Below are 13239 nucleotides of genomic sequence, written 5' to 3'. Positions count from 1 at the left end.
TTCACCTAGAACGCTAGTGTTATGTATTTCTCGACATCAAGTGTATCATTTTAATGTCATTAACGTAAAATATCTAAAGTAGTTAGTACGGATAAAAATCATATGCATCTTCAACTTTTCCAACTTAAAATAGTCTGCTTCAATTTCTCTTCCTTATAAGTAGTAGGTGACATTTGATACTTTTTTTTAAAAGACTTTGTAAAGTAAGCAGGGTCATTAAAACCACAATCGTATGCTATTTCTGAGATAGTCGATTTGGATTTTTTAATCAGTAAATCTCTTGCTCTTTCAAGTCTCTTAGTCATTACATAACGAGAGTACGTTGTTTGAAATTCCGCCTTGAACTTTCTTTTAAAAGTAGAAGGACTCATATTAGCAATAGCTGCCATTTCATTAAGAGAAATATCCTCGAATATATTTGCATTGACGATTTCTACTAAGGTATATTCATCCCTGTAAAAAAGGGATGATAACAATTCGATTACCGGATTTGGATTTCGGCTGTTTATCAAGAGTAAGGTCAGTTCCTTTACTTTAAGTGCAACCAACTCTTCTGTCGCAAGTTCTTTATTATCAAAATAGAAAAATAGACTATCCAGATATTTGGTCAATAGCACGTCCAATTCTAGAACAGCGTTCAAAGGACTAGTTACTTCTTTTTTTTCGAACGAGCTTACTTCGGTCGTTGATAACACTTTTTGCATTACCTCAGGATGAAGTCTAAGAATAACCACTTCGGATACCGCATTCTCATCTGTATTGTACCATTTATTTACGTAGGTACCGCATTTCATTAAAACGCCCTGTGTATTTGTAATCTCTGTTTTTCCATCAGCGCGATATATATTACCTCTTGTATGTATAGGAAATATGAAACAAGCCGTATTATCCAAATCGGCAGCGGCTATAAGCGGTGGAGAAAAGGTGAAATGGCTGATAACAGCTTTTCCACCTAATTCTAAATGTCGTTGTGTCAAAATCACAGCTTTTTACTTATATAAATGTTTGATTTCTTTCCATTTTTCCTCTGTAACTACCTCTCCGGTTTCGGCGTGATAATCTATACCATATGCATATTTCTGAAAGCCCTTACGCATACTTCCCTTTGCCAACCCTTTCAGAAACTTCGGTTTAGTAAGATAATGAAAACGTATTTTCAAGAGCGTTTTATTCTCTGAAATTTTCACGGCATCCATATTGACCCAGGTGTAATCAATGTTTAATGTCCCAAATCCTTTTTTGTTGGCAATCTCTATAGTGATATGATGATTTACTGGGTCGTACTTTGCAATTTCATCAACAAAATACTTCTTATCACGGCTATCGGTCATATACATAATACGCTTAGCACCAACTTCTGCTTTGTTATATCCATCTGCCCATTCTGAGTATGGACAATCGGGATTGCTATCTGCTATGTTCGCAAAATTAGTTCCTATAATTTCCCAAACACGGTCAACAGCTGCATCTATCTCTTGTTCCACTTCTACAAATGCAACTTTCTTGCGCATCTTCGCATCCTTTTTAGCCACTTTTTTATTGGAAGCAAGTTTGTCAGGATGTAGTTCTCCAGTTTCGATATAGTGTTTTAATTCTCTGGTCATACTCTCCAGGGCTTTTCTTGTTGCGCCTTTCATGATACCTTTCATCATTCCGCCCATGATACCAGTTGCTCTCATAGTCGTTTTACCTTTGATGAGCGTACCATTGGCAGTTTCTTCCAAAGTCCAAATATTTATAGCATCCTTTACGAAACCTGGAAGACCATCTGCAAGCTCATATTTAAGCAGATAATTTTTATCGTCATATTCCAAAATTTGTTCTTTCGTATCATCAAAGCCAGCGGCTGTAATTTCGCAGGCACGAATCGTGTAGTCTGAACCACCTATAGGTTCACCAAAACCTTGAGAGTGTGACACACCTGATGACCACTTTCCTATACCTGCCCAATCTTCTGCCAGAATAGCCCATACCTCATTAATTGGTGCATTAATAATGGTCTCTGCTGTAGCTACAACATTGGGTTCTTTATCTTTGATTGCTTCCGCTCTCGCGAAAGTGGAGTGTACCACTAAAAGAAGTAGAAGTACTCCATTTTTTACTGTTTTTTTCATCATCATTTTTTTAGGGTATTGCGGATTTATTTCTTTTTCCGATTATACTTTTCTATCGCTTTTCTCTTCGTTGGATGGGGTTCGCCATGCTCTACGAAGTATTTTAACTCTTGACACATTGCTTTAAGCACTTTTTGAGTGCTTCTAGTCATAAAGCCATTCATCATAGCGCCCATAATACCAGTAGCTCTCATTTCGGTAGTTGCCTTGACGAGTGTTAAGGATTCATCTTTAGGAAGTAACTGCCAGGTATTGTATGCATCTTTTACAAAACCAGGCAGTCCGTGAAACAATGTGTATTTAAGAATGTAGCCCTCTTTATCATATACCGTGATTCTTTCTTTGGTGTCACTAAATCCGGTTGCATTAATCTTGCAGGCACGTTCGGAACAAGTACTTCCGTTAATCGGAGTGCCAGAACCTTCAGAGGCGTCCACTCCAGAAGCCCAATTCCCAATATCACCGAATTCTACGGCTAGGATCTGCCATATCTTTTCTATAGGGGCCTTGATAATGATGCCTGAAGATGCGTTTACATTTGGTTTTTTATCATGCATATCTAATGGATTTATCTTTTAATTAGATATTCCAAAAGTAGCTGTATGAATACCGAACAGGTATGATTATTGGGTCAATCCATTGGAAAAAAAGACCAAGCTATAAATAATAGAGTGAGTGAATTAATTTTCTTACTAACTAAATGATATGCCTATTGAAGATTAGTTCAGAATTTAGTGTAAGTTAATAAGTAGATTCTTGTTAGGAACAATAGCTTTCTGTTGCTATTCCTATGAATTAAATTCAAAAGAGGAAGAGTATCAACAATCCATGATACATTTAAGAAGAGTAATTGAAAAAAAGCGTCACTTCGTGTTTTATCGTAATGAAATGAAGATAAAATAGCCTGCCCGCCACTGGAGGGTATCGAGAATAGCTTTTTTAGGTAATAATCCTATCCTCGATACACTTCTCCTAAGGTCGAAGAAATAGAATTGACGGATTTTGGCTAAAAAATCATCTAAATGCACAATAGGTTATCAACAAACAAAAGGGTAGCAAATTAAATTTGCTACCCTTTATCATTTATAATTTACCTTGTTTTATTTTTAATATAAAATATTCAAAGCATCTCTATCTGAAGCGGTAAATTCTCCATCCTCTCCGGTACCAAAGCAACCTAGCATAATAGAATCAGCATACGGAGACCAAGGCGTCCCAGGAATCCAGATCGCAGCCGGACTTACTGATGGTTCTGCAGGAAGCGGTCCTGTATATCCACAGCTCCAACGATTGTACCAATCCTGATGTCTAAAACCAACACTATGTCCTATTTCATGACCTATCACATGCTCTACTACATTCCTACTATAGGTATCACTATCCAGTCCGGAGTTAATACGCACATACCGATTGGGTCTACCTGCTGGAGTAGGGAATCCGGCGGATCCTCCTGCACCTCCATTTACTCTATACACCACCATATCTACTTGCGATTGATCATTACCATAAGTCAGTGTAAAATTCAGCGTGTTAGGTAATGCATTATAGTTTGCCACTGCCCAGGATAATGTAATCTGCATTTTAGGAGTCAAGTCATAAATTGAACCTGTACCTGTCCAACCCAAAATCCTTATGTTTCTGTACTGTGGTGCAACAATATAATCAGATTGGTATTGTTTATTATCCCCATCCGTAGATACCAGATCTGGATATTCTTTTAGGTTATCGATAGGAATCGTGATATCCCCAGATACCAGGTATTTCTCTTTGGATCCGTCTGGTAGCGGAATATCCTGTATCGTTACATTTTCTATATTGACTCCCATTTTAGATAGTTTATCCAACTGTGCTTTGGTGGGTTGTTGGGCTACCTCTTCTACAGCAGTATCAGAGATGTCTTCTTTTTGGCAGGATATCAAGCATCCTACCATAATAGCGCAAAGCGCCAATAATTTTAGATTTTTCATTTGGTTGTGGTTTTAATAATACAACATTCAGTTAGTAATATCCTATTACTACATTACATCAATCTTTATACATGAAACAACATCTGATGCCATTTCTGACCCGTTAAGATGGGTGGTCTTTAGGATGTAATATAAGTTTGGGATATCATACCTTTTCCAGGTAGTTTTATTGTGATTATTATCAGGCTAACACCGCGGTTTGTATGACTGATATAGGATAGACTCAAATATACAGTAAAAACCAATTACTAAAAACAGATTGGACGTACACAAAAGCTTAGATTTCCTGTAAAAACCTAATATACAGGTATCTACATATTAACACAGGGGAAATAAATCCTTTAGAAATAGCTAAAAGACCTTTGTAAAACAAGGGAAATAACCCCGAAAACTTCAGTTGTTTGACCCAAAGAATACTCATTACTACAGATGAAGATGTATTAAACAGAAAGGTTTCTGTTGCTATTCCTATGAATTAAATTGAAAGAAAAGAGTATAAACAAACCTGGCATGGAAAACATTTCTGCGCTATCATACCCTAGAGCGATTGGGTTTTTATTTTTAATATTGGATTAAAAAAATTAATTTTAAATGCTAGTCTCTATTTCCGTGTATAAATTATCTCTAAAAAATGAAAAATTCTATTTGTCTACTATTATTACTGCTTTTACATGCTAATGAGTTATTGGCTCAAAAAGAAAAAACACTTAACACCTTAGAAAAAAAGCAGATCGCATTTAATACGAAAGCGCTGACATCTATAAATAGTTTGTTTCATGAAAAAGCAACAATTTCACTTTTTCCAAAACAAAAAATAGCACAAGGTGCTCAGGAAATCAGCGACTATTATCAAAACACCTTTTCTGAAAACAAAACCCAAAATATAGAGCTTTTAGATCGTATTATTTTTAGAGGGACCATTATTGACAAGGAACTTGTAAAAACTCCAACTAAAAATATAGAGCGCATTGTTTTTTATAAATTCAAAAAAGACAAGATAAAATCAATGACTATTCTTTTGGGCAAAGATCCGACCAATCCAGACCCTACGTTTATTATTGATAAACAACTGGTGGCCTACAATGCAAGGAATATCGATGCTTTTGTAAATACATACTCAGAAGACATAAAAATATACAATTTTCCAGATAGATTTAAAACATCAGGTCATAGCGAACTTAGACTAACCTATGATATGTTTTTTAAAAACACACCCAATTTACATTGTAAAATAAAAAAACGCATAGTTATGGGTGCCATTGTGATTGATCAAGAAGTGGTTCAGGCTAATGCAGGAAAAACGATACATGCTGTCGCTATTTACGAAGTAAAAAATGGACTAATCGATACAGTAACTTTTATTCAGTAAAGTGCTTAGGCATATCCATCTGATTTCCAGGATCAAACAAAAAGCCAGCAAATCGAATTGCTGCTTTTTTTCTCTTAAATCTACTCTTATATCTACTCTTGTAGCATTTATATAGGACGTTACATATTGATCTCGTATTATGCCTACAGAATACTATTAGGAGTACCCTGCAAATCGACACCAAAAAGGACAATTAAAGTTCCAAAATAATATTCATTGATGATGTGATAATGATAAAATTCTTCCCCATCACTGTGCTGTGTCGCTCCATAATGCCCTCCTGATTCATCTAAATCCATAGGATAAGAGCCATCCATTTCTCTTCTTCCATAAATTAAAAAGCCATCTGCCATAATCCCTATCAATTTTTCATCATCATGAGAAAGTACAGTATTTTCGGGAACATCAGCAGACTCTGCGTGGTAGTGATAGCCCGAAGGGCCAACGTGAGCTCCAGCATAATCAAATGTTTCTGCAATCTCTTCTTCTAATGGTCTATTGGGTCCTTCCGTATCATTAAAAATAGGGACACCCGTTACAGAAATGCCAATAGGACCTAAGCCTGTAGCGGTGCTCGAAGCCGCTATTTCTGGAGCAGTAGGAACGGTAAGAGTAAAAGTGCGATCGCGAAAGCTACCAATACGACCAGGAGTCTGAGCGACGGCCACCACGGGTTCGATGTAAAGAGAGTCAGTTTCTTCCCAGTATGGAGTAGTATGATTAGGTAAACCATCCGAATCAATGGTAATTTCATCACCATCAAATGAAATGACCACCCCATCAGGATCAAACTCATCAAACGCAGCCATTGGTGTGCTGACTTCAGTTGATGAATCATCTGTGTCATCCGCATTATCTTTACAAGATAAAATAAAAATAATGCTTCCTAAAAGAAGTAAAATTGAAAATTTTAGATGTTTCATTTTTTTAAAATTTAAATATGTGAGTGTTTCATATTTAGACATTAGCTTTTAAAAAAGGTTTAACCTGGGAAGTCTTTTATAAACTCAAAAAAAGACAAGATAAAATCAATGACTATTCTTTTAGGCAAAGGCACAACCAATCCAGCCTCTACGTTTATTATTGACAAAAAACTGGTGACCTACAATGCAGAGAATATTGATGCTTTTATAACTATGCAATCTGTGCGGTTTTACTAAGTATTTAATAATATCATTCTGAAATCTCACTCATACTCGGCACGGAAAACATTTCTGTGCTATTCGGTTGTTTAGGTAAAAAAATACAAGCATAGCGTTATTTAGGACGAGACAGAGAGCACTAGAAGGTAATATATTTGTTAAAAAATTAACGTTACTTAGTCATTAAAGGGTACTTCTTAGGTACCTCCTCTCTACCTCTGGAGTACCAAGAGGATACCTCTGAGCTAAGTCCATCTTAGTTCTATGGGAAGTAACACTTAGCTCTAACACAAGCGCCACTTAGTTCTAACACAAGTACCACTTCTGTTTGAAGTACCCCCTTCGTTAATTTGCAGTACCCCATGCCGACCTTTTCGGCAAGAGTACCCACTACCATAAGTACCCTAAGTTATGTTCTGACTGATGTATACCCACTTATACAAGTACCCTCTCCCCACTTATAGTAGTGGGTTTGAGACATTTTTAGCTAATTTTTATTATAGAAATGTTAAAATTTATTATTTAGTAGTTACGTTTGGAATCTTCTTATTACGTTGGTTTAATCATAGAAATCGAATGGATATGTACTAAACCGAAAGGTTTCTGTTGCTATCTAACCTTGATACTACGAAGTTGCAAACTTAGCAGAGCGGGTAAATCTAAGGTGTAGGTGTTATTACATGGTATCGTTACACCAAATCAAAGTAAATACAAGTTAAAGCTATCGTGTTAAAAAAACCATGTACGGCAATAATAAACCACAAATCATATTTACGCAAGTAGAATATCAGGGCTAAGAGTGCTCCTACAATCCAAGTAACAAGTTGCCCGGTAATTCCCTGAGAACTATGCATAAAGCCAAAAAAACCAGTAATTAGGACAATGTTAAGCACAATACTAACTTTGCTTGCTCCAAAGAATTTTACAAATTGTCGCATAAAATAACCACGAAAGATGATTTCTTCTCCAAATCCCGCAGTAGCCCACACTAATAATAAAGTAATTAAAAAGGTTGGAAGACTTCCTTTTAATTGATCAAAACCTGAATAATCTATAGGAACTCCTGTGAGTTTTGTAATTCCAGGAACCAATACAAAGACATAAAAAGCAAAGAGTCCTAGTGTGACTAATGGAGCAAGTACAAAAATGTTTTTGAATGTGAATTTTTCACGTTGAAATCCAAGTGCCGAAAATGGTTTTCCTTTGTATTCTATATAATTCGCTATAATGATTACTATAGAAATAATGATATTTTCTATGGTTATACGGAATGGTCCAAACCAAAGAAAGCAGATGATTGCAATGGTAATTAATGGAATTAATATTTGTCGTAAGGTGATTTTGTTCATTGTTTTTTGATTTTAAATTCTAAACGAAATAATGAACAAAATCTCTGAAAACCCCTTTAAATGCTTATGTTTTTACTGAATGGTCGAAATTTATAACTGAATAGTCGGTAGTTTTTGGTGTCTTTTATTGAAACCAATCCATAAATGCTTTTCGCTTGTAACGACTGATATTGATTTCAGCAATTGTATCGTTTTTAATGAAAGCTTTTAACCGAATACGCAACTTGCCATTTTCAATCTTTTCAATTAGGTCTACAGTGTCTTTGTGAATGATAATTTGCCGATTGGCTCTAAAAAATAATTGATCATTTATTTTTTCTTCGAGCTCATTTAATGTAAAATCGGTGTTAATTGTGGTGCCATCATTTTGAACAGTATACACAATTTTGTTTTCGCTGTAAAAGCACGCAATATTTTCATAGGTAAGCTTCATCATTTTCGCGCCGCTGTCAATAGTAATTTCAGCATCTCTTATAGATAACTTATATAAATTGTATAGGTCTTGAGCATACAATAAACCTATGAGGACAAAACATATTAATAAGGTAATGAGTAAACCTATTAATACATAATAGAATTTTATCTGTCCACCTGAAACTATTTCTGTAATAATATCTGCGGGAATATATATGATTGTAATATATCCCAGCGTAGAGGCCATAAACCTTGCGATAGCAGCAATTTCTAACTTTTTAGAGAAATGTTTTTTCTTGTAAAGTTTAAAATTAAGATGCGCTATGATTCCAACGAAAGTGGATAAAATAATCGTAAAAAGAAAACCTACAATAGGGAATCTATACGATCCACTATCCAGAAAATTATCACTCGCTGCTAGATGATTGACTACCAAAGAGAAAATTATTAAGATAATTGCTTTCTGAAACCAACGCCAGGCAGCACTACTAATACATGTATGCCATACTGTTTTTACTGTATTCTTGGTTGGTTGTGTAGTACTCATGAATTAGACGCTCCTTTTTTTTGTCAGATTCAAAAGTAAAGAATAATTTCTCTATAGAATGCGCTATCGGGATTATGCTGTTATCTAATCTTTGATGCTAGGAAGTTGCAAACTTCTCAGAGCGGGGAATTGAATTGCAAAGTCACGACCTGGTTATGTCTTTTAGTAAAGATATTGTTGACTTTGAAATGATAATATAATGTATACTGTAACAAAACGTATGTTTATTTGTCTTTGAAATATAACTAATCATTACATTTTATGAAACGTATTTTTCCTACTTTATTATTATTGTTTATTTCAATAATTCTTATAAACTGTAAAAGCCACACTTCTATAGACTCTTATATAAAAGAACTAGCGGCAGAAGGTGATTTTAACGGAAATGTTTTAGTTGTTAAAAACGGAGAAACCATTTATGAAAACTCTTTCGGTTTTTCAAATGGTTCTAAGACTACAAAATTAACCAATCAATTTAGGTTCGATTTAGGATCTGTCTACAAAGAATTTCCTGCGGTTTCAATTATGCAACTTCAAGAAAAAGGGTTGTTAAATACAGAGGATAAAATTGACATATATTTAAAAGATTTACCAAATTGGTCTTCTAAAATTACTATAAAAAACTTGTTACAATATACAAGTGGTTTGCCAAAGGTAGCTTGGGACAAATATTTTGAAAAAGATGAAAGAGTTACAGACCAAAAAATAAAAAATGATCTATTAAATCTTAATGAATTAGAATTTGAACCTGGTTCTGATTATTTATATACCAATTATAGTCCAATTTTATTGGGGCAAATTGTAGCAAATATTACAAAACAACCTTTCTCAGAATATGTAAAAGAAAATTTATTTATTCCTTTTGGTTTAAATAATGCTAAAATTCACGCAGAAGTTCCTTATTTAAATAAAGATTTAATGGCAATTCCTTTTGATAAAAATTTTAAGGAAGACACTTATAAAGTTACTATTTCTGGTGTGATTTTTAGTTTGACTGCAAAAGACATACAAAATTGGTTAACTAATTTACACGCATTTAAAATAATTAGTAAAGTGTCTTTACAGTTTTTATCTGAAGAAGCAGATTTCTGGGGTAATATTCAAGCTCCTTTGGGCAGTGTTACATGGAAAAACGGAATCGTAAAAGAACATTATCACCATGGTGAAGCTGGTAATTATGAATGTATTGTAAAAAGATTTAATAATGATAAAGACTTGCTAACTATAATAGTTCAAGCAAACCAGAAACATGGAAACGTAATGGATATTGCAGATGACATTAAAAGTATTTTAAAATATAATTAAATATTAAAAACTATAGGTTTTCTCCATTTCACATTTAAGTATTGGTGTTTCTTTTGCTTGCAGATAATGGTCTTGTATATGAAAAGTAACGGATTTTTACGTGTTAACCTTTTGGATTATAACCAATCTCTATTTTATTATTCATCTTTCGTTTAAGTTTTTTGTAACCGTTATTTAGAACAAGGCAATCTATAACGTCACTAGTCACACCTGTCCGCCTAAGGTGGAGACTATTGGGATGGGATGAATATGCTAACGTTTTTAATGCTATCTATGTATTATTTATATTTGAATAAGTTAAGGTGATATAAATATTTAAAAAATTAAGTTGTTATGCTGGTAAAGGAAACTCTTCAAGAATATTTAAAACCTTATGAGGTGAATTTTGAAAAGCTACATCAAGAATATCGGCCTATGTTACGGTTGGTAAAGGAATTGATAGGAGTAGTACCCAATTGTGATCCTATTTTAGAAATATGGCCTACAGGTTTTCGTACCTATAATCTTTTCGTTCCTAATTTTTTAAATCTTCCTCATTCATTGTTTGGAAAAAAAGAATTAAAAAGTATGATGGGATTGGCTATGTATACTTCCAGCAGGGCTGCAGAATGCATGTATTGCTCTGCACATTGTTGTTCTTATGCCTTAAGAAGAGGTTTATCTGAAGATGCTATCACCGGAGTTAGAACGCTTAAAGAAAAAAGTGTAGTGACAGTTTCTAAAGGACTAGCTACCGTACCAGCTTCATTAAAAAAACAAGAATTGATTGAATTTAGATCTCACTTTACGCAGAAAGAAGAGGACTGGATTGTGTTTTCAACGGTACTTATGGGGTTCTTGAATAAGTTTATGGATGCTGTTGGTGTAGAATTAGAGCCAGAGGCAATACATGATGTTGGCGAACTTTTATATCCTACGGGATGGACCCATGGAAAACATCTTAAGGATAAGATTAAAAGTAAAGCATCTATAATAGAAGTTGATAATTTTAAAACCTTTTTTAGGGTAATAAAAGAAGCTCCAGGAGCTATTAAGCTAGAAAAAAATTGGACTAAAGAAGTCCCTAATACAGGCGAAAAGGCCAGTTTTTATCTTCAAGAATATATAGGGTATTCGTTTCCCATACTTAAAAATATTAAGCATAAAAGAATAGTTACTTCGCTAACTACGATTTTAAGAGATAATTTGAATTCAAAAACTACTGTGATAGGGCTTCCAGTAAAGGTTATAGTAGGTTATATTTTTGCCATAGCGGTTGAAAATGAAAATTTAGAACTAGAATCTATTGCTTTAGCTAAAGTATTGGCCCCAGAATTAAATGAAGACTTCTTTTTTACTATAAAAAATATATTTGTATCCTCTAAAAATCAAAGTATAGAAGTATTAAAGCTTAGTCTAGAATCAGAACTTGAAGAAGGGGTTTTGTCTGAACTTGATCTTATAATCTTATTGTTGGCAAAAGGAATGGCTTCAAGTCCGTCTGCTATAGAAAGTCACTTAATAGCTCTAGTAGAAGAGAACCTTAAACCTGAAATTGTTGTCGAAGTAGCGGTATGGATATCCATACAACAAGCAATTCATCGTTTAGATCGCTATTATGAGATTAGTAATCAACTAGAATAATTAGTTTTAGTTATGGCAAAAATGAAGTAAAATTGCCTTATGTTCTTGGCGGTATTATTATTCTATAATTTCTCCTTAAGTGCTTTTCTCTAAAAGTATATTCTAAAGACAAGTGTTACAATAGTAAATGAAATAGTGAACTTATAATTGTAACAATAATTAGAAAAATAAAAATTGTTTGCTAAGTTTCTTTACATTTTAATAAATTTTCTCGAATTCGACTTTTCTGATTGGTTTGTTTATGGAAGATTACATTCATACTAAAATTAGTATAAAATAAACTAGTCTCAATTTCATGGTTTTGGGAATGATTTACAACGTTAAGTGCAAGAAGCGTTGCCATCCCGCAGGGTGGCTATGATTTTCACATAGTGTTAGAGATAGATGTTTTATTCTAAACGATTGTTGAGTTTTTTAAAGATTTGGCTTTTTGATACTGTTGGTAAAGTTTTGAGTTTTTATTGATCGGATCGTGTGCCGAATCTGGTAAAGTTTGATTTTTGATCCCACACATATTTAAGAACCCGAACATATGTACTAGATGATTAATTCGATGATCATTTTCACTTGTAGCCAGGTCAGGGTTATCTTTCAAATCTATTAATCGTTGAAGGTCTTCTTTTTCTTGAACTAGACCAGTAGCATCAAAAGCATTATTTAAAGTGTCTATTATTTGTTGCTCATTTTTAGTATTGAATTTCATCATTTCTTGTTCGTCTATAGGAAATAATTGTTTCTTATTTTTAAAATAGTGGAGATGGAAACTCAGCGCGTGCCCATATGTACAATATTGGCAACCATTTATACCTGAAATGGCTACAGCTAACAAATGTGTCCTTTCTGAGCCTATTTTTTTCATCACTCTTTCATACTTAGGCATATTTTTAGCAAACCAAATAATTGATTTCCAACCTCCATGTATTTCTACAATATCCTTCATTAAGTTAGGACGAAAACCCCAAAGAGAATTTCCAATAAATTCTAGTACTTTTATTGCGAGTATTTTCATTACACTTTTTTAAAAAGATTGTTTACTTAACTAATTACCAAGCCAAAACGATATTAAATGCTTCTAATACTTGCTGATCTCTAACGTCGTACTAAACTCAGCCTTAACGTGGTTGATTAAATCGTTTACGTAGTGATAGCGAAGATAAACTATTTGATCCATGGAGTTTAAGGGCGATTGGGTATTTACGTTAGTAGAAAGTTATTTGCTTTCTGATAATGATGCACTATTCAATTCTTGGGGAAATAATAACACATTTGGGTTTTTAAATATATAAAAATAAATTAATTGTTGTTATTTTCTTTTATAATGGTATTGTTACTCCTATGGTTTAAAAATCTATCTCGATAAGTACTACGAAGTTGCAAACTTCTTAGAGCAGGCTTTGTATACTGATGGC

12 protein-coding genes are annotated in these 13239 nt (G+C 33.8%); 4 read left to right on the top strand and 8 right to left on the bottom strand.

Annotated features, from left to right (window positions below; translation table 11 throughout):
- Window positions 1–110 precede the first annotated feature (110 nt).
- The 4 genes from Q0910_RS10465 to Q0910_RS10450 form a co-directional block, all read right to left on the bottom strand.
- Window positions 111–977, bottom strand: coding sequence for a helix-turn-helix domain-containing protein (locus tag Q0910_RS10465; RefSeq protein WP_299215732.1), 867 nt, complete (start codon window positions 975–977; stop codon window positions 111–113).
- A 12-nt stretch (window positions 978–989) separates the two neighbouring features.
- The gene (locus Q0910_RS10460) at window positions 990–2072 is read right to left on the bottom strand and encodes an SRPBCC family protein (RefSeq protein WP_299215730.1); all 1083 of its coding nucleotides are present in this window, start codon (window positions 2070–2072) and stop codon (window positions 990–992) included.
- Between the two features lie 68 nt (window positions 2073–2140).
- Complete coding sequence (locus Q0910_RS10455) at window positions 2141–2671, bottom strand: SRPBCC family protein (RefSeq protein WP_299215728.1); 531 nt, start codon at window positions 2669–2671, stop codon at window positions 2141–2143.
- 549 nt (window positions 2672–3220) lie between these two features.
- Window positions 3221–4081 carry a M57 family metalloprotease gene (locus Q0910_RS10450; RefSeq protein ID WP_299215726.1) on the bottom strand — a complete coding sequence of 287 codons (861 nt, stop codon included), beginning with the start codon at window positions 4079–4081 and terminating at the stop codon, window positions 3221–3223.
- Window positions 4082–4712: 631 nt separating this feature from the next.
- On the opposite strand from Q0910_RS10450, the gene Q0910_RS10445 reads away from it, so the two are divergent.
- A complete protein-coding gene (locus Q0910_RS10445; RefSeq protein WP_299215724.1) occupies window positions 4713–5450 on the top strand; it encodes a nuclear transport factor 2 family protein in 738 nt (245 codons plus the stop codon).
- Window positions 5451–5593: 143 nt separating this feature from the next.
- On the opposite strand, the gene Q0910_RS10440 is transcribed toward Q0910_RS10445, so the two are convergent.
- On the bottom strand, window positions 5594–6415 hold the full coding sequence (locus Q0910_RS10440) for a YHYH protein (RefSeq protein WP_299215722.1): 822 nt from the start codon (window positions 6413–6415) through the stop codon (window positions 5594–5596).
- Window positions 6416–6481: 66 nt separating this feature from the next.
- On the opposite strand from Q0910_RS10440, the gene Q0910_RS10435 reads away from it, so the two are divergent.
- Complete coding sequence (locus Q0910_RS10435) at window positions 6482–6610, top strand: hypothetical protein (protein ID WP_299215721.1); 129 nt, start codon at window positions 6482–6484, stop codon at window positions 6608–6610.
- 671 nt (window positions 6611–7281) lie between these two features.
- On the opposite strand, the gene Q0910_RS10430 is transcribed toward Q0910_RS10435, so the two are convergent.
- Entirely contained in the window at window positions 7282–7941 is a 660-nt protein-coding gene (locus Q0910_RS10430; RefSeq protein WP_299215719.1) for a CPBP family glutamic-type intramembrane protease, read from the bottom strand.
- Between the two features lie 124 nt (window positions 7942–8065).
- Entirely contained in the window at window positions 8066–8902 is an 837-nt protein-coding gene (locus Q0910_RS10425; RefSeq protein WP_299215717.1) for a LytTR family DNA-binding domain-containing protein, read from the bottom strand.
- Between the two features lie 261 nt (window positions 8903–9163).
- On the opposite strand from Q0910_RS10425, the gene Q0910_RS10420 reads away from it, so the two are divergent.
- Window positions 9164–10207: a serine hydrolase domain-containing protein gene (locus Q0910_RS10420; RefSeq protein WP_299215714.1), complete on the top strand. Its 1044-nt coding sequence runs from the start codon at window positions 9164–9166 to the stop codon at window positions 10205–10207.
- Between the two features lie 333 nt (window positions 10208–10540).
- The gene (locus tag Q0910_RS10415; RefSeq protein ID WP_299215712.1) at window positions 10541–11830 is read left to right on the top strand and encodes a hypothetical protein; all 1290 of its coding nucleotides are present in this window, start codon (window positions 10541–10543) and stop codon (window positions 11828–11830) included.
- A gap of 394 nt (window positions 11831–12224) precedes the next feature.
- On the opposite strand, the gene Q0910_RS10410 is transcribed toward Q0910_RS10415, so the two are convergent.
- Window positions 12225–12839: a hypothetical protein gene (locus Q0910_RS10410; protein WP_299215710.1), complete on the bottom strand. Its 615-nt coding sequence runs from the start codon at window positions 12837–12839 to the stop codon at window positions 12225–12227.
- Window positions 12840–13239 lie beyond the last annotated feature (400 nt).

Source organism: uncultured Aquimarina sp. (assembly GCF_947495315.1).
Classification (GTDB): Bacteria; Bacteroidota; Bacteroidia; order Flavobacteriales; family Flavobacteriaceae; genus Aquimarina.
The sequence above is the reverse complement of the archived record's forward strand: the minus strand, read 5'-3'. Positions and strand labels throughout refer to the sequence as shown.